We start from the raw sequence: 22,104 nt of genomic DNA, 5'->3' as shown, positions 1-22,104 counted from the left end.
TTATTGATTCATCAAGTTCTCAAACTTAGTAAAGCGGGGATCGAATAGAAGTTTTACTGTCCCTACGGGGCCATTCCGATGCTTGGCAATAATTACTTCGGCGATCCCTACATCGGGCGTATCCGGATTGTAATATTCATCACGATAGAGATTGATCACAATATCCGCATCCTGCTCAATACTGCCGGATTCACGCAAGTCCGATAGCATTGGCCGCTTATTGGTTCTGGCTTCTACACCCCGACTGAGCTGGGATAGGGCGATCACAGGTACATATAATTCACGGGCTAAACCTTTGAGCGATCGGGTAATCCGCGATAGTTCCTGCACCCGATTTTCGGAACCAGCCCCTTCCATTAACTGTAAATAATCGATCAAAATCAACCCCAATACCCCGCCGCGCTCCGCCTGCAATCGTCTCGCCTTCGATCGCAACTCATTGATCGAAGGATTGGGCGCATCGTCAATAAACACTGGCAAATCCGACAACTGACTGATGCCCATTGCCACCTTTGACCAATCATGATCGCCAATGTTACCAGAACGTAGCTTGGTGCTTTCTACCCTGGCAATATTTGAGAGCAAGCGATATACCAATTGCTCCTTGGACATCTCCAAACTAAACACCGCCACTGGTAATTTATGCTCTTTAGCCATGTTAGCTGCCACACACAAACTAAAGGCAGTTTTGCCCATCGATGGCCGACCAGCAATAATAATCAAGTCCGATCGTTGCAAGCCCTGGGTCATCGCATCCAGGTCATAGTAACCAGTGGACAGACCTGGCATATTTAAACCAGGGGTGAGCGAGGCATTGTAGCGGCTTTCTAATTCATAGAAAGTCTTGGTGAGAATATCACTGGCGGGGGTAAGTCCCTGTTGGGTGCGGGCTTGGGTCACCGAAAAAATACTTTGCTCGGCTAGATCCAATGCCTTGGTTAGATCAATACTGGTATCAAAACTAGCCTTGATCGTATTGCGCCCTACTTCAGCCAGACGACGGCGGGTATATTTCTCCGCCACCAGTTGCGCATAATAGTCCACATTAATGGCGCTGACGGTGCGATCGCAAAGCTGGGCAATTTTACTCTGGCCGCCCACCTTTTCCAGTTGATCATTGTCACTCAGCCAGGTGGCCACACTCATGATGTCGGTGGGGCGCGATTGACTATGCAGCAGGATTGCCGCGCGATAGATCTCCTGGTGTGCAGCTACATAGAACATCTCTGGGCGCAACACATCAATCACCCGACTGATCGCTTCGGGGTCAATTAAAACCCCCCCCAAAATTGCTTCTTCAGCCTCAATGTTCTGGGGGGGCAGGCGATCGCTAATGTCATCGAATTCGCCGTTTAGGTTTGATTTGGTCATATCCGACGATTAAGCCCGACTATTTTGCAAGTTATACCGAGTCCTCGAGTCCTGTTAAAAACCTATTCTGGCAAAACTTCCAGTTTGAGGATTGCGGTCACCTCTGGATGCAGCTTGATTTTTACTTCATAATCGCCGGTTTCGCGCACATCGGGCACTTCAATATCGCGGCGATCGATTTCCATGGTGGTTTTATCAACAATCAGCTGTGCCACTTCCCGATCGGTAACCGTACCAAAAATGCTCTTGCCTTCGCCCACTTGCTTTTTAATAATAAAGCCACCAATTGTGGTCAAGGCCACCTTGCGATCCTGGGCTTCCTTCTTGATCGCAATTTGCCGCTGCCGTTCTTCTTCCAGGCGGCGTTCCACCTCCTTGATTACGCCAGATGTAGCTCGGACTGCCAATCCTCTGGGCAAGAGGTAGTTCTGGGCATAACCTGGTGCGACGGAAACTAATTCACCCAGCTTACCCAACTTGTTAACATTCTTGGTTAACATTACTTGCACATTACTTTTTGCCATTTCGATCGATCCTTTTTTGCTTTTCTCTATTTAACTTTGGATTAAATTTGTACTTAGGGGGCTTGGGGTTGCTATTTTACGCCAACTGGAGCTAAATCTGTTACATTACTTATACTTAGGTCTACTTAGGTCATGACTTAATCGCATTGTCAAATTCGCAATTGAGCTACGAGCCTAAGTTAATTCTCTAGATTCCGATTGCCTCAACTTATATCTCTATATTTCCAGTTGCTACCGTAGAATAAACGATTCAGGTTGCAAGCTAGACTAGAGCGCACCAGCTAATTAATTAGTTGCATTGTCCCCATTTGAATCAAAATTTGAATCAAAATCCAGTAATCAAAGTGCAGTTTAAATCAGTTAGGCTAGATAGATCTGCTGAGATCTGCAGGAACTAATTTTGCCTACCTAGACTCAAGATCTTAATCTGCTTGAATCTGGACAGCAACATCTAGAGTTTTAAATAAAACAATCCAGACTTTAGAATAATCCAGACTTTAGAATAATCCAGACTTTATAGTATAGCGAAAAAAACTGTCGTCGAGAAAATAGAAATGACAAAGCGACATCCGTCCGAGACGATTAAGACGATCCGACATCAATGGCACCGCAACGCATCAGCGGTGGCGATCGTCACTTCATTGGTATTTTTAGGCGCTTGTAATGGTGGCGCACCCCCCAAGCCATTTAATGCCGAAGTTGCTCCCACCGAACCGATCGCCAAGATCCAGGAAATCCGCGATCGGCCAGTTTGGGTAAAGTTTCGCAACACCGCCAACGATAGCTCTGGGCGGGTGGGTATGAAACTGGAAGCCGGGGAAATAATTCGCACCGAAGCTGATGCCCGCTTGCAATTAAGTTTTGATAATGGCATTTTGGTGCGACTGGAGGGCGACTCCACGATCGAGATTAAAAATGAAAACCAGGTTGTGCTCAAGCAAGGCCGGATGGTAGTGATGCTACCCGCCGATCAAGACACTGCCCTGGAGATCGACACCCCCCAGGCTCAAATTTTTGCCAGCGATAGTAATACCACGCTGTTTGTGGAAACGGCAACAGAAGAATCCAAATCAGCAACAGTCTTTGCCCTGAATGGGGCAGTTAAGGTAAAACCTCAGCATGATGATCGCCTGACCTTGGAAACTGGTCAGAGTGTATTGATTTCGGAGCAGGGCAATGCCGGAGCGATCGAAACCCCCAGCTTGGATTTAGTGCGCGAAAAATTTGCCCGTGAGCCATTGCTATACGGATTTAGCACCAGACTAGCCAGCCAAGGTACGATCGAAGCTAGCTTGCAAATCGATCCTGGTTACCGAGAGGCAGAAAAAATTGTATTCACTGGGCCAAAACCCAACAGCACCGTTGACCCCAACGCAAAGCCACCCGAAACCACTGCCTACAGCAGCTATAGCGCGGAGCCGGAACCCGCCGCTGATGAGCCAGAAGCAGAGCCGGACGAAGACGCTCAATCGGAGCCCAATCAGCCAACTGCAGCCATAGATCCCGCACCCGCAGAGAGTGATGATGGTTATGATCCGCCTTTGCCTGCTGCCGCCGATCAAGATCCAGACATAGTACCATTGCCTGCCGTTCCCGCCGCAGTGCAACCTCAATTGCCAGTAGCAGAACCACCGCCAGCACCGATTCAGCCAGAAATTGTGCCGATCGAGCCGCCGCCTGCACCAATCCAACCGGAGATTGTGCCCATCAGCGATCCGCCACCTGCACCAGTGGCAGAGCCTGTGGAAGCGGCTGAGTAGAATAATTAAATATTTAAATATCTAAATATTTAAATATCTAAATATCTAAATATCTAGGTAGTCATGCAGAAGTAAGGATAATGGGATAGAAGATACAAAAATTCTCTCTCATGGATACATCTAAGCTAACTTGTCCAAGATGCAATTCACTCAAAATTGTCAAAAATGGCAAAATTCACAACGGTAAACAAAACTTCAAATGTAAACAATGCAATAGACAATTTGTAGCCAATTCTAAGAAGAAATATATCGCTAATGAGACTAAAGCTCAAATCGACAAACTTCTGCTAGAGAGGGTTTCACTCGCAGGTATTGCCAGAGTTGTAGGTGTATCACCAAGATGGCTACAGCAATATGTTAATCACAAATATGCTCAAGTGCCCCAACAAGTGCAGGTACAGGCTAAAAAAAAGGGCACTTAACCATTCAAATGGATGAGCTGTGGTCTTTTGTAGGCAAGAAACGAGTCAAGGTTTGGGTTTGGTTAGCTATAGATGTTGATACTAAGGAGATCGTAGGAGTGTATATCGGTTCTAGAGATGAGGTTGGTGCTCAAGGATTATGGCAGTCTTTACCACCCGTTTATCGACAATGTGCTGTTTGTTACACTGATTTCTGGCGTGCCTATGCTCAGGTAGTTCCGAGTATGCGTCATCAACCAGTGGACAAAGGTTCAGGCTTGACTAATAGAATTGAGCGATTTAATTGCACTCTTAGGCAAAGAGCTTCAAGACTGGTTCGCAAATCTCTTTCTTTCTCGAAAAAGTTAGCTAACCATGTTGGCGCTATCTGGTTATTTGTGCATCATTACAACTCATCCTTACTTGTATAGCACTACCAATATCTAAATATCTAAATATCTAGACTTTGAATATTTAGTATTCAATAGGCTTCTTGCATAAATGCTGATCTAACCCCTGAGATCGTAATTCTCCGGCTGCAATATTAGACTTTTACAAGAGTTCTAATAATCACTGATGCTTTAGTTCTATTCTCGAAGCAACTACTTTTTTTGACTCAAAATCTCTTCCTTAGCTCATTAGCAGCATAGATATCGTATAACTTTGAGTAGTCCTGCCTCTGTGAAATTACCAGGCTATGTTTGGGCTTTAATTGCAAAAAATAAGCCTAAACCATTGACATTACGCGAAAAATATGAGTTTCTATGACTTGATCTAGCAGGTTTTCACCACCACCGAGTCATGCTTAGAAACCTTCGTCAAAAACACAATCAAGCTATCCGCAGTCAGTCCCCGATCGCTAATGCTATAAATTCTGAATCCCCAAGCCAGGGCGATCACTTGATTAGTTCTCACCATAGCCTGGACAATGGTTCAGGTCTAGCTAAAATTTGTGCCAGTAAAAAGTTAAATCGGCTCATAAAAATTGGGTTGGTAGCTCTAGTAGCTAATTCTTTATTCCTAGCTGGTCGCCCCGATCCCACGTCCGCGCTACCAGTTCAGTCAGCCACCTCCAGAAGCTTGATCCATGAGCAGGGCGATCGGCGGATCAGCACTGTTTTACATGACCATGCTGGTAGGTTGTGGGTCGGGACTTGGCGCGGCCTGGTGCAGGTCGATCCCCACAGTGGTCAGGTTGTATCGGTGATTAATTTGCCCAACGAGATTATTACCGCCATGACCCTGGATCACTATGGCAATATCTGGGTGGGCACTGGTGCAGGGTTATATCAAGTCAATCCCAGTAGCCGCCAGATTAAAAATGTGGCGATCAAGCTACCCTCCAACCGGGTGCTCAGCCTGGAAATCGATCGGGCTGGCTATGTTTGGGTTGGCACTGAAAATGGCATCACCCGCATTGGCCCCCACAATGCCGAAATCTATGCGCGGATGCTGGATATTCCTGGCACTAGCGCCAATACTATGCAAATCGATCATCACGGCCATATCTGGGTGGGCACATTAGATGGCATATTTAAATTTAATCCCGGTACTGCCGAAATTATGGCAGTGGTGCCCTATGTGGCTGGTCAGATTGTGCAAAGTATGACGATCGATCCGGCGGGGAAAATCTGGGCTGGTACACCGCGCAATGTGATTTTAGTTAATCCCAATACCAACGAAGCGATCGCCCGCATCAATGATGTGACTGGGGAAGACATTCTGGCGCTGGCCAGTGACAAAAATGGCGAGTTGTGGATTGGTACTCAAAATCGCTTGCACCGCACCAATACCTACAATGGCAAAATTGACGGTTCGATCCAGGATCTGCCCTCTAGCCGGATTAGTAGTTTGTATATTAGCGATCGCAAGCTGTGGATTGGCACCCATGCTGGTTTAGCCAGGATTGATATTAATGTCGAGGAGTTTGATATGGAAAACAATCGCGCCTCGCTAGTTTATGCTGTTGCCGATTAGGGTGATTTTTAAAAGCTGTTCAAAGTGGCAAAAGCAGCTTAAATCACGCCAGAAATTGCTTTACCGCTGCTAGAACCATTGCACAATGAATCGCAAACCGATGGGCAGGACTCGGTGGCTAATTGGCTGAATGATGCATCTAAGTCTAAGCCGGATTCGGTCATAGAACTTTGCGATCGCTGGCAGGCGCAAAGCACTAGTACCCGACCAATTTAAATATGAGGGCTCGCAATCCAGACAGAGTAACTGCTCGATTAAATCAGCAATCATCATAATTTTTGTGGTTGACTACTAGCAAGGTAACCCAACGAATTTGCAAACGGGCGTTGCGATCGATTAATAAATCAAAAGCATCTAAAAAAGGTTAGGTAAGGGATTAGGTAATTAGGGGTAAGCGTTACGGATTCACAGAACATAGGTTAAACAATAAACTCTGATTCTTGTCCCTGCGCCGCCTGCCAACTGCGGGCATCATAATAGAGATCTTCAAGGTAGATGCCATACAGGGCATCACTAATTTTCTGATGCAATCGTTGCCACAACGCAAAGGTAACCCAATCCTGGGCTTGTTCCGAGTTTGGTTCCAGTCTGGGCAAGGGATCAACCGACTCTCCCACCGCCGCCAAAATTTCACCCAGGGATATTTCCTGCGCCGATCGCTTCAATAAATAACCACCCTGCGCCCCGCGCACCGATCGCACCAAACCCGCCTGCCTGAGAGCGATCAACAGCTTCTCCAAATAGGGAGCCGGAATCGATTGGCGATCGGCAATCTCCCGCACAGAAATCGGCTTACCCACGCTGGAAGTGGCTAGATCCAGCATCGCCTTAACGCTGTAATGCCCTTTGCGAGTTAGTTTCATGAATCTTAGGTTTTTAGATCCACCCTGGCACGATAGAGCAACGCCTCACCACGTCGATAGCCGACATAACGCACCACCACAGTTGTTCCAAGCGCGATCGCCTCGCCAGACATAGCTTGATGCCAGTGGGGATCAAATTCAAGCTCCGCACCAACCTGGCCGATCGCTTCGATGTCCCAGCCTTTAAGTAAATTTTCCACTGGACGCAGCAACGGCACTAGATTTCGCGCTGGCATTTTTTCATTTTGCTGGGCGGCATGGGCAGCAGTTGGCCATTGCAACCAAAAAGATTCTAGCTTTTGGATAATTTCCTGCTCAAAGCGCGATCGCAACGCCGATTCTTGTTGTGCTTGTTGTGCTTGCAAATGAATATATTCGGTTTTGAGATCAAATATTTGCCGATTTAATCTTTCGATCTGGGATACAAGTTCGCGCTGTGCCGCAACCATTTGCTCTGTTTGCTTTATTTTTAGTGCCTGAGGCTGGCTGGCTTGTTTTTCGCCCTGGCTGGATGAAATAGCAGCAAGATCAGCATTTTGCTTGCCAAACACCGCCACTAGATCATGAACTGAAATTTGCAAAGACTGAGCCAGGGAATTAATCTGCTCATACCGTAGTTTAGCTAGTTCTCCCTGCCGTAGCTTGGTGAGCGCCCGGGTGGAAATTTGCGCCCGATCGCACAGTTGCTTAAAACTATCAATCTGGGCAGCCTGCATTAACTGGCTTAGTTGGCTGGTTCGATCGTCGTTCATACTCATCAATTATGCCAATTGCGCTTCCGAATCGACACAACCCGCTCCCGTGAATAGGAATCACTCTCGTCGTAGATTTCGCCCACCAGTTCTTCAATAATATCTTCCAGCGTGACTAATCCCACCGTGCCGCCATACTCATCCACCACGATCGCCAAATGCACCCGTTGATTGATCATCTCTCGCAATAAATCTGCTAATCGCTTAGTTTCCGGCACATAGACCGGAGCTACCATTATCTCATTAGCAACAACACCATCACCGTCGGTTTTCTGATGCTGAAGCGCCATTTTGAGGGTAATGATGCCCACAATTTGATCCTTTGATTCGCCCTGGACGGGCACCCGTGAAAAGCCCGTATTCAGGCATAAAGTAATTACATCTTCGAGGGTGGCATCGTGGTTAATGGTTTGCATATCGATCCGCGACTTGACCACATCCCTGGCACTGAGGCGATCGAGCGCTAGGGTCTTGCTCAGAATCTGGCGCTTGTCCCAATCCAATTGACCTTTCCGCCCCAATACCTCGATCATTAATTGCAAATCCTTGGTCGATTCACCGCGCGGCATCCCGCCCACATTAAATAACCGAATTGTCCATTGGGCAATGCCCTCAAACAAGACCAATATCGGCGACATCAGCACCGACAGCCAGTAGATTGGCCGCACAATTAGTTTAAACATCGGCAAAACATTATTCACCGCGATCGACTTGGGCGTAATTTCACCAAAGGTTAACACCAGCACTGTCATCACCGCCGTGGCAATCCCCAAACCTGCCTCACCGAACCAACCAAAAAAGAGGCTAGTGGTTAGCACTGTTGCGCCAATATTGACCAGATTATTAGCCACCAACAGGGTAGTAATAAAGCGGGTGCGATTTTCTAATACCAGGCTGTAAATATTTGTGCCTCGCCGATTGCTTTGCTCCTGGATCAGCGATCGGAGCTTAAGGTTATCCATTGCCGTGAGCGCTGTTTCCGAGGCCGAACTGAGTCCAGACAAAAACAACAGCACTACTAAGGCCGCAACTTGGATCAGGGTATTTTCAACGGTAGGTTGAGCAGCAGTGCTTTGGGCAATGCGAATAAACTGGCTTAGGTGAACTGAATACTCGGCTATCACAGGATCGGTGGGAGCGCCTCGCGCACTGAATTACAGAACAACAAAAACTAATTGATACTAAATAATAAATTGATACTAAATAAATAGTGAGATAGGTACTACCCGACCAATTGAAATATGAGGGATCGCAATCCAGACGGAGTAACTACTCGATCAAAACAGCAATCATCATAATTTTTGTGGTTGACTAGTACAACATAGGTACAAGGGCTAGGAGCAAGTCCAGTTAAATAAACATAATCAAACACGTATAACCACTTAGGCTTTCAATGTTTTTAATTATGATTAATCTACTAGATTTGATCTTAAACACACAGCAGGATCAGCCATCGGGATAAGAACCTAAACCATGCAACACCTAGTCAATTCATAAATTATCCTAAATTAGAGCTTATCAACCCAATTAATCAATTAATCGGAACAACATACCAGCTAAATCCCAATTCAACTTATGCTAAGCGCTTACTTCAGCACCTCTTCTAATTTGTGTTGATTCCATAGTTTAAGGTAGAGCTGACAACTTTGCAGTAGCTCCTGATGCGTACCAATGCTAATAATTTTGCCGCGATCGAGCACTATGAGCCGATCGGCATTGGCCGCTGCCGATAATTGATGAGAGATAAAGATTACTGTCTTGGTAGCTGGTAAATTGGCCAAAATCTCAGTGGCGGTTTTGTTATCCACACTAGAGAGAGCATCATCCAGCAATAAAATTGGTGAATCTACCAGTAGTGCCCTGGACAAAGCGGTACGTTGACGTTGCCCACCGGAAAGGGTAATTCCACGCTCACCAACGATCGTTTCATACTGGCGTGGGAAATTCAGGATTTCATTTTTGATCCTGGCCTGCCCAGCATAATAGTCCACGGTCGGCTCATCGGCAGTAGGCTCGCCATAGCGGATATTCTCGCGCATGGTGGTGCTAAACAAAAAGCTATCCTGGGGCACGTAGGTAATGATGCTGCGCAGATCGGCGATCTTAATTTTGGTAATGTCATTACCATCGATAAATAGCTGATTGGCATCAATATCCAGCAATCGTGGCAAAGCATTAGCCAGGGTTGACTTACCCGATCCCACTGGGCCAATGATCGCCACGGTTTCGCCAGAATTAATCACAAAGTTAACCCGATCGAGGGCGGGATTATCTGAGCCAGGGTAGGTGTAGGTTAGATTTTGGGCTTCGATCTTGCCTTTGCAGCTAGGTACTTTGAGCGAAATTGCATCGGCCGCATCGGCTATTTCCGGCTTGGTGCTAAGAATAGACTCGACTCGATCGATACTGACTACGCCACGCTGAAAGGTGGTGATCGTAAAACCCAACAGAGCAGTAGGAAAAATGAGCAAATTAACGTAAGTGATCTGCTGGATTAATTCCCCCACCGTAAAGCCGCTATTGGCACTGGCCAACATTTCACCCCCAAGCCAGAGCAAAATCAATGAGCTGACGCTGGCGATCCCCCCCAGGAAAGGAAACAGCATGTTGCGGGTTTTGGCTAGCTTGAGATTGGCATCGAGTAACCCCTGGTTGAGCCCAGCAAATGCTCGCCGCTCGTTGTCTTCCTGGGCATAGGTTTTAATTAAGGCCATGCCGTTGAGGTCTTCTTGTAGCAATGAACTAACTGAGCCGGTTTGTTCCTGCACGTCTAGTTGTTGATCACGCATTCTGGTGCCAAAAACATTCACCACCACAAACATCAGCGGATAAACCGAGATTGCCAGGACGGTTAGCTTCACGTCGATCGCCAACATGAATGGCAAGATCGTGGCATAGGCAAAGGCCGTATTGATCAAGCTCAGGATTGCAAACCCCAACAGACGGCGAATGTTATCCACATCGCTGGTGGCGATCGAGATCAAGTCCCCTACTTTCTGGTTGGCAAAATAGTTGGGGCTGAGCCTGAGCAAATGCTCGAATATTTGTTGTTTGAGGTCGGCCTCGACGCTACGCCCGATCCCAAAGATAAACATGCGCGAAGCGATCCGAATCCCCAGGGTGATCGAAGCCAGGATAAAAATTGTCCAGACATATTGCATTAATTGATTGCTAACAAAATCTTGATCCAGGTTGTCTACGGCGCGACCAATCAAGCGGGGCACATAGGCGGTAAGAACATTAACGACTAAGAGCGAGATTGTCCCAGCAACAAGCGGTCGCCAGTGGGGACGGAGATATTTGAAAACTTTTGCCAGTTGCGATCGTGCCATATTTTATGTTTGCGTCTGTCAGATCTTTAGTCTTGAGAGCTGGAGCTATTGATTGGCGGTGAAAAGATCTAGATCTTAACTATTCCACTGCCTTAATTGTGATGGGTAATGCTCCGATCGCCTCACCTTGGGCTCAACCATTACGGTGGAGAGCAGAGGAAGGCGGCAACCTGACCGATCGCTTGTGATAGCCCAGAATATACTTACGTTAACTTAGTTAACTTATTTGGTTAGGGATTGCTTACACATCCTCAGATAGGGTGAAATTAGATTGTAATAACCCTTGTGGTACAAGCACTTCACCAAGAACCGCTCGCCAATTGTCGGTTTTACTGCATAATAAATCTACAAAAATTATATATTTCTGTTTTGTAATTATGGGAATAATTAACCCAGAAAACAACAATGGCAGGATAACTCTACGATTTGCCAGCCTGAGCACCAGAAAACATGAATCTATACCTTGTGGCAATTGATTAAGCAAAACAAACAGATCAGCAATATGCCGAGAATTTAGCACTATTCAAACTTCTGGCGGAAGAAATTAAGCAAGATCGCCACCATAAAACCACGATGGTGCAGTTGATCATAGCGATCGCCGGTAAAGCTCTGTTTGAGGTGGTTGGGCAATTTTTTCAGAATATGTTTGCGGCCAAAGTGGAGTAATTCAAACAATCCTTCCGATCGCCCCTGCCAATAGAACCGCCGTTGAAACCATTCTTGGTTGAGGCGATCGCCCCGAATCAGGTGCAAAATCTCGGCATCGGGTACATACATAACTTTGTAGCCTGCCTGTTCAACCCGATAGCAAATTTCAATATCGCCATAGCTCATCAAAGAGTTGCCCTTGCGATCGAAGCAGTCCAAAAACAAACCAATTTTGGCAAAGGCAGTGCGCCGAAATGCCATATTCGCACCACGGGGATATTCATTATAAAAAAGCTGCAATAGCTCTTCGCCATGATCAAAATTGCTGATGTACATGCCCAGCCGCTTGTCGATCCAATCCGGCGGAGGGGTGGTGTATTGGGCGATTACTTTACCGCCAACGGCAAACACCTGCGGGTCTTCAAAAGGCTTAATTATGTTTGTGAGCCAATATTTTGGCACGATCGCATCATCGTCCAGAAATACTAAAATTTCACCCTGGCTATACTCAATACCGCAGTTACGGGCATTACATAAGCCCAGCTTGGGTTCGCGCACATACTTAATCCGATCGCTATGATCAGTTGCAAAACCCTGAAGTTGTTTTTGATTCTCAGGACTGGACAAATTATCAACAATCACCACCTCATGCGCCTCGACTGGAAAGTCAAGTTCTAGCAGGGATTCGATCGTCTCGGCGATCGCTGGCCCCCTGTCCTTGGTGGGTAAAATAACCGATACCTTCACTAATCCACTCGATCCAATTAATTCATTAACGCTTATATCACTTTAGGCACTTTAGTTACTTTAAACAACCAAAATAAACCAAAACCAAGCAGCCTCCGATCAAAAGAGGAAAGCTGCTTAGTTACGATGGCTATTGGTGATATGTGCTTAAACCAAGCGATCAAGTATCAAGTAGATTAGATTTAAGCTCTAGTCATCTAGCTCTCTGGGGTTGAGCCAGGACTAGGATTGCTAGGGCTATCTGATGCTGGTGGCTTAGAATCACTGGCCGCAGCATCACCGGATGGTTGCTTCACCGGTTTACTTGGCCGTTCCACTTTGCCATCCCGCTTAAAGTTTGGCTTATCAAATTTGCCTTTGTGGGGGAACTTACCACCGGGCTTTTTGAAATCGCCTTTTTTGGAGAACTTGCCACCGGGTTTCATTTTTCTGGGTTTGGGCTTCGGCACACTGGCGATCGATTTACCGTCAATGATTTTTAGCTCGCCACCTTCGCGGCGCACATTCAAATCCCAGAAATAACCGGCCGCATCCGCAGGCAACATCCCCTTGAGGCTGAGCTTAAACTTATTGGCTGGTGGCTTTTTATCGGTTTTTTTCTTGCTGGGCTTACCCGGTGTGGTAATCCGGCGAATTTTGACATGCACTATGCCTTCTTCATCTAGCTGGCGCAAAATTTCGCCTCGAATCGAAAAATAGCCATCTTCCACATCCGGATCGATCGGCTGTTCTGACTTACCCATTTCCAAGGGAGCCCACACACCAGCAATTTGCAGATGCAGCTCATTGGTTTTGCTGCGGGTACGGGGATAGACCACCCAGAGATATTCTTTTTCGAGATCCAGGCGTTTCTTGACGATCGAAATTACCTTCCCCAGCAGTACAGTATCGATCTCTGCCCCATCAGACCCAATCAGTTTACCGCGACTGAATTGCTCTTCTTCGGGAATATAACGCCCATGCACCACACCGATCGCCCGATATTGCATGCTTTCCGTTGCCGGCGGGATTGGTCGGAGCTGTTCATCATCGTCTTCTTCCGGCTGGTCTGCTACCTTAGCATCGGTTGCTTCAGCAGCAGCGGCAGTAGCAGCAGAGTCCTTACCACCAGAATCAACACCACCAGAATCAGTGGTAGGTTCATCTTTTGCGGCTGACACCTTTTTTGCACCGATCGAAACGATCTCTTGGGTTTTCGCTGAAGTGGCCTTAGAAGCACTTTGGTCTTTTCGACCCTTAGCTACTTCCTTTGTCCCCGGCTCAGCTTTAGCAGCGGCTTTTTGCTCCTCTGGTTCCTGTTTTGTCTCAGCTTCTGGCTCTAATTCGCCGGGCTTTTTGGGGCTCATCAGTTTAACCAGCTCTAGTTTAGGTGCAACTCGCTTGGGCGGGATCGCCTCAGGCACTTTTTCAGCACTTTCTAAATTTTCTGAGCTTTCTGGACTTTCTGGACTTTCTGGACTTTCGGAACCTGCGGGACTTACGGATAAATTTTCTGGATTTGACTTGGCTGACTTGTTCGACTTTTTCGACTTGCTCATTTAAACCTCCGGAACACCCCCAGTCTTAAAGCCAGAGGCAGATATCTAATCCTACACAAAAATGAAAACAAGTTGTTTTCCGCGTAGGTGCTAAATAATAACTACCACAAATATAAGCCACCAGAATTATTGATGACGATTTTCATGGAAGCTAAGGAGTCAATTATAGCTAGGCTATTTTTTTTGGATTGTTCATCTAGTTGGGATTTTGCAAATCGAGTTTGCGAGAAAGCAATACATACAATACATAAGTAATATTGCATCAAGCTGCATCAATGTCTGCTCCCCCACCTTAACCCGATCGATTACGGAGCATCGTACAACAAGTATCCCGGTTTAGCCACTTCTTATCAGGTGAACAGTTGATTTGTTAAGCAATGTTAAGTAAGCGATCGCTTACTTTGCATCCAAATTGCCAGCATTGCCAGCTCAAATAAAAACAAGCTAGGCGGTTTGATAATTAACAATCCGCGCAAACCCAGCCGGATCAAGGCTCGCACCACCAACCAGCACGCCATCTATTTCTGGCTGAGCCATGATTTCATCGATCAAATTGGGCTTGACCGACCCACCATATTGAATTGGTACATTGGGGTTACTAAGCTGCTGACGAATTAGACCAATCACCCGGTTGGCTTCGGCGGTTTCGCAGGTGTCACCCGTACCGATCGCCCAGATTGGCTCATAGGCAATGATCAGGTTTTGTTGATCGATGCCTTCTAGATCTAACTTGAGTTGCTCAAAAATTACGGCTTCGATTTGATTAGCATCCCGTTGCTGCTTGCTTTCACCCACACAGAGGATCGGCGTAATGCCATGTTTTTGTGCAGCCTTGAGACGGGCATTGACGGTTTGATCGGTTTCACCAAAATATTGCCGTCTCTCGCTGTGGCCAATTACCACATACTTAATCCCAATCTCGGTGAGCATGGCGGCGGAAATTTCGCCCGTAAAAGCGCCCGACTCTTCCCAATGGACGTTCTGAGCACCAATACTGAGGTTGGGCAGGCCACTGTTGGCGATCGCCTGGGTCAGGATCGCTAGATCGGTATAGGGCACACACAACACCACTTGCTTATTTGCATCATTAGCAACATCGGCAATCTGAGGCAGAAAATCGGCAATAAACGCCTTGGCTTCTGCCTGGGTTTTGAACATTTTCCAGTTTCCGGCAATTACAACTTTACGCAAAGTAATTTTTTCAAGCTCCTAGAGTCACAACAAATTGAGGCAAATTAGGCAATCTTAGACCTAAAAATTTTTTAACTGGCATTCAGTCAGGAGTTGTATCGATCGATCTGGCTCGATCGCAGCAAGTTAAATAACTAAACTCCTTGGCTGTGTAGAACTGCCAGTGCGTAGTAATTGATCTTTGCTAACGCTGGTTTGCTAAAAAACACGGCGTTGAAATCATCACTTAGCTACGGTCATTTAATAGTTTAAGGGCTGTCGGGTAATTTAATTAATCTGGTTAATCATCTAGCAAGGCGATCGCTGTTCAATTAATATTCCTTGGCTGTTGTAATTTCTTTCCCTAACCTTAATTAGAGCCTAACCATTTTTTAGCTCAAAGCAATATTTCTAGCAATAGAGCAATAGTCTAAGATCAATGACTGAAGTGAATTAATGCCAATTTTGACTTGATCAGATTGTAATGAGGCTAGCATTAATAAATCGACCTTAAATCTATTAATTAGAATCCTTGTATCGTTACTTGCATAGCACCTGAGAGCGTGAGTCTTACATAGTTGCAACATTTTGACTTTTGCAAGAGTTCTAGATCAGATCGCAACTTATTTGCCTGATCAGGTGCGATCGGCAATGATTATTGATCTCTATGGCAATCTCTACAATCTAGTGGAATCTACAATGTGAGCTAATACGAAGTCAAAGTTATTTGATCAAACTGCCATCGCTAATTGGTAGGGGCAACGAGGTGAAGCAAATCCCCAAAATGATATAAGCTGAGGGGGTTTAGAGATTGCTGGCAGTTACTGGCAGTTAAGAGATCATGCAGGCTACTGGAAATCCCCCGCCCGATTTTCTGGGCATTATCTATAAGGTATTGCCACCGGATGCGAAGGTGGTGGTGGAAGTTGGGTGCGGCGATGGTTGGATGGGCGCTCAGTATAAAAAGCTCAATCCCTTCGGTCGCTACTATGGCATCGAGACCAACCCAGACCTGGCAGCGATCGCGGCTTTGCAATTAGACGGCGTAGCCAGCCAGATTAGCGATTTACCCTTAAGTCTGGATAATCTTAATCATCACGATCGGCAGTCTCAACCGGACGAGCATCCTCTGAATCCAGATCATCCTGAGCCAACCGATCGCCCTGATAAATTTGATCATCACAACGAAATAACTAATCGTGAGTTCCCACCAAGCAATGGCTCAAAGGGCTCAGTTGATTGCATTGTCTATCGCGGCGATCGCAACTCGCCCCAAAATCTATTAACAGAACTGACCTACTATCGATCGTGGTTAACTGAGCGGGGCAGCCTGATCGCCTATATGCCAAATTTGCATCACTGGCAGCAATTCGGCCAGGTTGTAACTGGGTTTCGATCGCCAGAACCACAGTCTAATTCTAAATCTTCTAAATCTGCCAAAGCCTCAAAATCTCAGCAGGCAGGATTTGCGCAGCCCCAAGAGCAAAATACTCAAAATAATCAACAAACCCAGGCTTTTAACTTCCTGGCTAATCCCACTAGTTTGCATTTCTATACCCTCGACAGTCTGCGTCAGGTATTTGCCCAAGCGCAACTCTCGGTCTTTGAGATCCAAACCGAATATGTGCAAACTTCTAAGGAACAAGACACACAATTCGATCGCTACCTGGCCGCCGCCAAACCCTGGATTGAGCACTTAGGCATATCCAGTCAGCATTTTCAATTACTCAGCCGCACCAAAGCTTTTTTAATCCGGGCTGCTAAAATTCCCCTCACCACGCCCAAGCTGTTGATTCAAACCTTCATTGCTGCCCCCGCTGGCTGCGATCGAATCAGGGTACTAGAGCCCGATCGCTTTAGTGCCACCATCCCCCACACCCGCGCGATCAGCGGTAATAGCAAACAACCGATTAATTTGAAATTGGCATTTGCCGATGAAGCCAAAGTGTTTGTGTGGCAGCGGGCTTTGTTGTTTTATCCCCAGGACTTTCAAAAGCAAAAGAGAATTTTACAAAATGGCTATTTGATCGTGGCGGAGCACGACGATGATCCTTATCTATGGCCAGAAAATGCCGATAATAAGTTCCTATTGTTCTGGAGTTCCCACTGTGTGCAAACCAGCACTAAGCCGCTGGCAGAACACCTGAAGCAATTTAATCCCAATGTGAAAGTTTTTGCTAACCATTTAGTAAATTTGCCACCGGAGCGTGACTATCGCCAAACGGGTAAAAAAGACCAGGTCACGATCTTTTTTGGAGCCCTGAATCGCCAAAAAGACTGGCAACCGATCATGGCGGCGCTGAATCAAGTGTTGCGCCAGCATAAGAATGTGATGGTGAAGGTGATTCACGATCGAGAGTTTTTTGATGCGCTCGACACCAAACGCAAACATTTCCAGCCCTTTTGCCCCTATGAGCAATATCTAGAAATTCTCTATAGCTGCGATATCGGCGTGTTGCCGTTGCAGGATAATCAGTTTAACCGGATGAAGTCGGATCTTAAGTTCCTTGAACATGCTGGACATGGGGCAGTGGCGATCGCTAGCCCGACGGTTTATGCTAATTCGATCGCCGAGGGGGAAACCGGTTTAATTTATCGATCGGCTGATGATTTTGCCGCTCAGTTAACGGAATTGATCAACAATCATGACCTGCGCCATCGGATCGCCAGGAATGCCTATGATTGGGTCAAAGAAAACCGGATGCTCTGCCGCCATTACCGCGAGCGGCGGGAGTGGTATTTGGAAATGCGATCGCAATTGCCGCGATTGAATGCGGAGCTGAGGGAACGTGCGCCCCAACTATTTGAAAACTAAAATGCTAAGTTGGCCTGTAATTATAATTAATTTTGTTTTTTAAGAATCGATTGAGTCGTAAACACTTTCCAGATTGGGATTAGATTCAACCCACTTAAGCCAACGATCTACTAAACGATATGAATCAGTTTCAGGATCGGTTATCGGCGCAATAGTTCCTGTCGTAGTAATTTTTTCCCAATTCTCTGGATTTACAATGTAGTCACCGTAGTATCGAATGTCTCCTACAGCACGAACATGCCGATTATGCAATCCAAGCTTTTTTGCTCCTGCCTTACCAATGTATTCATATTCCCCTTTCACAGTCACTAGAGCAAAAGGTATATTGTGAGCGACAACTAGAACAATGTCACCAATTTTCATAGGGCTTTCAAACTGTCTGTAGTAGCGCTGCTTCTCTATGATTAGGTCTTTATCAACTTGCCTCAGGTCACAGATTTGACCATCAGGATCATCAAAGTCAAGACCAATGTATCCAGCCATCAAATTGCGAACACAGTGTCTAACAGCTATGTGTTTATCTCCAGTCGGATGTAGCTGCATTTTCCAATATTTAACTTCTTCTTCCATTGCTCGATTCCTTAGCCGATCGCTAGCTCGTATTTGAATATTCCTAATCTAGATCAATACTAAAATATTCTCACCATGCGGATAATAGTTAGAAATAGCATAATTAATACGATCAGACCTTGATCGGTTATGCTGAGATCGTGAACTTGAGCTTAGGTTAGCCGTGGCTTTCAAAATTGGATTACTGGGATTAGGAACCGTTGGATCTGGTGTTGCCAAGATCTTGCTCGATCGCCAGGGGCGACATCCTTTACTAGGCGAGATGGAGATCACCCGCGTGGGAGTGCGATCGCCCGACAAGCCCCGTGATGTGGATTTACCTCAAAATATTTTTACCACCGACCTCGAAGCGATCGCAACAGACCCAGCGATCGACATTGTGGTCGAGTTAATTGGTGGCACCGATCGCGCCTATAAGTTAATTATGCAAGCGATTAATCATGGTAAGCATGTGGTCACCGCCAACAAAGCCGTGATTGCCCGCTATGGTGCTGAGATTTTCACCGCTGCCAAGGAAAAGGGCGTATACGTGATGATCGAAGCTGCCGTCTGTGGTGGCATCCCCGTAATTCAAGCCCTCAAGCAAGCCCTGGGCGCAAACCGAATTAAATCGGTGATGGGAATTGTGAATGGTACTACCAACTATATTCTGACCAGGATGCACCGCGAAGGTGGCGACTTTGAACCGATTCTGGCGGAAGCCCAAAAGCTGGGTTATGCGGAAGCCGATCCCACCGCTGATGTGGATGGCCTAGATGCGGCAGACAAAATGGCGATCTTAGCTAGTCTGGCCTTTGGCGATCGGATTAAGCTAGAAGACATCTACTGCGAAGGGATTCGCCAGATTACCAGCACTGACATTGCCTTTGCTGATGAGATGGGCTATGTAATTAAACTTCTGGGCATTGCCCAACATACTGAAACCGCTAGGGAAACAGCGTTAGATATTCGCGTACATCCCGTGATGGTGCCGACCAGTCATGCCCTGGCCAGTATTCATGGTGTGACCAATGCGGTACGGATTGAAGGCGAGCCGATCGGTGAATTGGTGCTATCGGGGCCTGGCGCAGGTTCGGGCGCAACTGCCAGCGCTGTAGTTGCTGACATAATCAATGTGGTGGCAACGCTCCGTGCCAATCCCAGTAATATTAACCTGACCATGGGCTGCACTCACCAGCATTATGCCAAGGTGCAATCGATCGCCGATAGTATCAATTTGTTCTATGTGCGGCTGGTGGTGTTGAATCAGCCGGGTGTAATTGGCGCGATCGGCACTTGCTTTGGTCAGCACAAAGTCAGTCTGGAAAGTATTGTCCAGAAGCATATTCACGATGGCATGGCCAGCATTGCCGTGATTACCCAAAAGTGCCAAGAAAGCAATTTTCGGAATGCCCTGAAAGAAATTGGTGAGCTAAATGCGATCGATAGTATTCCCACTGTGATTCGCCTGCTAGCAGCTTGAGCTTGAACGATCGCTACCCCCACCCAAATCTATTCCAAATCTATTCCAAATCTATTGCAATCTAGTGCGCGGAAAGTCTGATTTAGGATTAGGCTATTATTAGCAGCTCAAGACTAGGTGGATTAAGTAATGAGAAGAATTGGTGTTGGTGTTGTTGGAACTGGCTTTGGCCAAAAAATTCATCTGCCGGGACTAAAGGATCATCCCACTGCGGTGCCTGTGGCCGTATATAACCGCGATCGCACCAAGGCTCAGCAAGTGGCGAGCAAGTTTGGTGTACCCAATGCCTGCGATCGGCTCGAAGATCTATTAGCCATCTCAGAGGTGGAAGCGGTGAGTATCACTACACCACCGTTTTTGCATTACGACATGGCTAAGCAAGTGTTGCAGGCCAGTAAGCATTTACTGCTCGAAAAACCAGTCACGCTCAGTCTGGCCGAGGCGATCGACCTCTACAAAATTTCCCAGGACAAAGGTGTAATCATTGCCACGGATTTTGAGTTTCGCTGCCTGCCCCATTGGCGCTATCTCAAACATCTACTTGATCAGGGCTTCGTGGGTAAGCAAAGATCAATTACGATCGATTGGATTGTGCAGGGTCGCGCCAACCCCACCCGCCAGTGGAATTGGTATGCTCAAAAAGAACTGGGCGGTGGAGCCCTGGGAGCATTGGGATCGCACACCTTTGATTATGTGCACTGGTTGTTTGGCTCGGTCAAGCAAATCTGCGGCCAACTCAGCACGGGCATTAAGGAACTTCCCGATGCCGATGGCAAGATGCGCCCGGTAGACAGCGATGACACCTGTAATATTCTGCTGGAGCTGGCGGATGGTACGCCCTGTAATATTGCGATCTCCACGGTGGCCTATCGTGGCCGTGGCCATTGGGTGACGGTCTATGGTGAAGAAGGCACGCTGGTGTTGGGTAATGCCAATATGGGCGATTATATTCATGGGTTTAGCCTGCAACGGGCAAAGGCGGGGGCGATCGATTTTGATGTGGTGCCGATCCCGCAGGAGTATCAATTGCCCAAGAGCTATGAGGATGGGCGGCTAGCGCCGTTTATTGCCATTTGCGATCGGTTCACCGAGGCGATTGTTAACAATGGCGAGATGACTCCTGGTATGCGGGAGGGGGTCTATTCCCAATTGCTGATGGATCTAACGCATCAATCCCATGCTGAGGGACGGTGGTTGGATGTGCCTGGGTTGGATCAGGTTTTGAATGGTTGATCGAAGATTGTTTAGCTATGAGCTAGCCACAACAGCAAGATTATTTAACGCCATTTATTGTTCAGGCAAATCACCATCAGAGGTGCTTTGAATATTGTTATTGGCTAAATCTTCAACCGATGATGCAAGGTTGTACATTGATAATAACCTAGCCTCGACGAACTTATGAACGAAGCGATTAATTTTCCATCTAAACCAGTTCTTTAAATTCTTAATTTCCTTTTTACAGTGTTCAGCCATCCCTATGTTTCTTTGTTCTCTATATAAGGACTCAGCTTTTTTGAAATCTTCGATAGCTAGAAAGCGATTTTCCTTTAATTTATAAAGCTCACCACGAGTCATATATCCATCAACAAAGCTTTGGTTTATTTCAATAGCTCTATCACAGTCGAGAATTGCACCATCATAGTCTCTAAGATTAGACTTTATAACACTGCGCTTAACGTAGAGATCTGGTTGTTGATCATTTAATTCGATAGCTTGTGCGTATATAGACAGAGCATCATTTGTATCTCCCATTGAAAATCGAATCCAGGCTAGTCCGTCATATGCATCGATATCTGTAGGGTCTAATTCAACTACTTTGGTATAGTCCCTAAATGCTCCATCTTGATCCCCTAATTGATCGCTAAGTGATGCACGAAGGCTATATATAACAGCATTATTTTGATCTAATTCAATTGCTTTAGTGTAGTCCTTGTATGCTCCCAAGTGATTGTTTATTTTTTTCCTAGCTCTGCCTCTGCAAATATAGGCACTAGCTAAATTAGGATCTAAAGCGATTGCCTGATCACAATCATCGATCGCTCCCTCATAATCACCCTGCTCGAATCTAGCTTGGGCTTGCTCGACTAACCGCTTAACTTCGTCTTTGTTATTCATTTAGAAAGACACCTGCCCAATCTGAACACAACTAGTATAATCCCTAACTAATCTCAGAA

General features: G+C 46.4%; 19 protein-coding genes. 7 read left to right on the top strand and 12 right to left on the bottom strand.

What is annotated here, in order from left to right; translation table 11 throughout:
- Positions 1–1,371, bottom strand: coding sequence for a replicative DNA helicase (gene dnaB, locus PSE7367_RS06005; protein WP_015164481.1), 1,371 nt, complete (start codon positions 1,369–1,371; stop codon positions 1–3).
- 62 nt (positions 1,372–1,433) lie between these two features.
- Complete coding sequence (gene rplI / locus PSE7367_RS06000; protein WP_015164480.1) at positions 1,434–1,895, bottom strand: 50S ribosomal protein L9; 462 nt, start codon at positions 1,893–1,895, stop codon at positions 1,434–1,436.
- Between the two features lie 554 nt (positions 1,896–2,449).
- On the opposite strand from rplI, the gene PSE7367_RS05995 reads away from it, so the two are divergent.
- Positions 2,450–3,655, top strand: coding sequence for a FecR domain-containing protein (locus PSE7367_RS05995; protein WP_015164479.1), 1,206 nt, complete (start codon positions 2,450–2,452; stop codon positions 3,653–3,655).
- Positions 3,656–3,765: 110 nt separating this feature from the next.
- A protein-coding gene (locus PSE7367_RS21490) for an IS1 family transposase (protein WP_156800328.1) occupies positions 3,766–4,487 on the top strand; the annotation gives its coding sequence in 2 pieces (ribosomal slippage) (positions 3,766–4,072 and positions 4,072–4,487; 723 coding nt in all).
- A gap of 343 nt (positions 4,488–4,830) precedes the next feature.
- Here PSE7367_RS21490 and PSE7367_RS22675 read toward each other — a convergent pair.
- On the bottom strand, positions 4,831–4,974 hold the full coding sequence (locus PSE7367_RS22675) for a hypothetical protein (RefSeq protein WP_225882690.1): 144 nt from the start codon (positions 4,972–4,974) through the stop codon (positions 4,831–4,833).
- 72 nt (positions 4,975–5,046) lie between these two features.
- Between PSE7367_RS22675 and PSE7367_RS05980 the strand changes: the two genes are divergently transcribed.
- Positions 5,047–6,033 carry a ligand-binding sensor domain-containing protein gene (locus tag PSE7367_RS05980; RefSeq protein ID WP_225882689.1) on the top strand — a complete coding sequence of 329 codons (987 nt, stop codon included), beginning with the start codon at positions 5,047–5,049 and terminating at the stop codon, positions 6,031–6,033.
- Positions 6,034–6,111: 78 nt separating this feature from the next.
- Positions 6,112–6,249: a hypothetical protein gene (locus PSE7367_RS21850; protein ID WP_156800352.1), complete on the top strand. Its 138-nt coding sequence runs from the start codon at positions 6,112–6,114 to the stop codon at positions 6,247–6,249.
- A 203-nt stretch (positions 6,250–6,452) separates the two neighbouring features.
- On the opposite strand, the gene PSE7367_RS05975 is transcribed toward PSE7367_RS21850, so the two are convergent.
- The 7 genes from PSE7367_RS05975 to tpiA form a co-directional block, all read right to left on the bottom strand.
- Positions 6,453–6,896: an RrF2 family transcriptional regulator gene (locus PSE7367_RS05975; protein WP_015164477.1), complete on the bottom strand. Its 444-nt coding sequence runs from the start codon at positions 6,894–6,896 to the stop codon at positions 6,453–6,455.
- A 5-nt stretch (positions 6,897–6,901) separates the two neighbouring features.
- The gene (locus tag PSE7367_RS05970) at positions 6,902–7,648 is read right to left on the bottom strand and encodes a helix-turn-helix domain-containing protein (protein ID WP_198013444.1); all 747 of its coding nucleotides are present in this window, start codon (positions 7,646–7,648) and stop codon (positions 6,902–6,904) included.
- Between the two features lie 5 nt (positions 7,649–7,653).
- Positions 7,654–8,772: a hemolysin family protein gene (locus PSE7367_RS05965; RefSeq protein ID WP_015164475.1), complete on the bottom strand. Its 1,119-nt coding sequence runs from the start codon at positions 8,770–8,772 to the stop codon at positions 7,654–7,656.
- Positions 8,773–9,234: 462 nt separating this feature from the next.
- Complete coding sequence (locus PSE7367_RS05960) at positions 9,235–10,980, bottom strand: ABC transporter ATP-binding protein (protein ID WP_015164474.1); 1,746 nt, start codon at positions 10,978–10,980, stop codon at positions 9,235–9,237.
- A gap of 519 nt (positions 10,981–11,499) precedes the next feature.
- The gene (locus PSE7367_RS05950; protein ID WP_015164473.1) at positions 11,500–12,375 is read right to left on the bottom strand and encodes a glycosyltransferase family 2 protein; all 876 of its coding nucleotides are present in this window, start codon (positions 12,373–12,375) and stop codon (positions 11,500–11,502) included.
- Between the two features lie 197 nt (positions 12,376–12,572).
- Positions 12,573–13,913, bottom strand: a complete 1,341-nt coding sequence (locus tag PSE7367_RS20225) for a hypothetical protein (RefSeq protein WP_015164472.1) — start codon at positions 13,911–13,913, stop codon at positions 12,573–12,575.
- Between the two features lie 444 nt (positions 13,914–14,357).
- A complete protein-coding gene (gene tpiA / locus PSE7367_RS05940) occupies positions 14,358–15,104 on the bottom strand; it encodes a triose-phosphate isomerase (protein WP_041698344.1) in 747 nt (248 codons plus the stop codon).
- An 820-nt stretch (positions 15,105–15,924) separates the two neighbouring features.
- Between tpiA and PSE7367_RS05935 the strand changes: the two genes are divergently transcribed.
- Positions 15,925–17,898, top strand: a complete 1,974-nt coding sequence (locus tag PSE7367_RS05935; RefSeq protein ID WP_015164470.1) for a glycosyltransferase family protein — start codon at positions 15,925–15,927, stop codon at positions 17,896–17,898.
- A 39-nt stretch (positions 17,899–17,937) separates the two neighbouring features.
- Here the strand turns inward: PSE7367_RS05935 and PSE7367_RS05930 are convergent, their stop codons facing one another.
- Positions 17,938–18,468, bottom strand: a complete 531-nt coding sequence (locus tag PSE7367_RS05930; RefSeq protein WP_015164469.1) for a hypothetical protein — start codon at positions 18,466–18,468, stop codon at positions 17,938–17,940.
- A gap of 163 nt (positions 18,469–18,631) precedes the next feature.
- Here PSE7367_RS05930 and PSE7367_RS05925 point away from each other — a divergent pair, with 163 nt between their 5' ends.
- Entirely contained in the window at positions 18,632–19,930 is a 1,299-nt protein-coding gene (locus PSE7367_RS05925; protein ID WP_015164468.1) for a homoserine dehydrogenase, read from the top strand.
- A gap of 129 nt (positions 19,931–20,059) precedes the next feature.
- On the top strand, positions 20,060–21,163 hold the full coding sequence (locus PSE7367_RS05920) for a Gfo/Idh/MocA family protein (protein ID WP_015164467.1): 1,104 nt from the start codon (positions 20,060–20,062) through the stop codon (positions 21,161–21,163).
- A gap of 54 nt (positions 21,164–21,217) precedes the next feature.
- Here the strand turns inward: PSE7367_RS05920 and PSE7367_RS05915 are convergent, their stop codons facing one another.
- Positions 21,218–22,045, bottom strand: coding sequence for a tetratricopeptide repeat protein (locus PSE7367_RS05915; RefSeq protein ID WP_015164466.1), 828 nt, complete (start codon positions 22,043–22,045; stop codon positions 21,218–21,220).
- Positions 22,046–22,104 lie beyond the last annotated feature (59 nt).

It is taken from the genome of Pseudanabaena sp. PCC 7367 (assembly GCF_000317065.1).
Classification (GTDB): Bacteria; Cyanobacteriota; Cyanobacteriia; order Pseudanabaenales; family Pseudanabaenaceae; genus Thalassoporum; species Thalassoporum mexicanum.
Note: the sequence above shows the minus strand (reverse complement) of the source record. Positions and strands in the feature narration are given on the sequence as shown.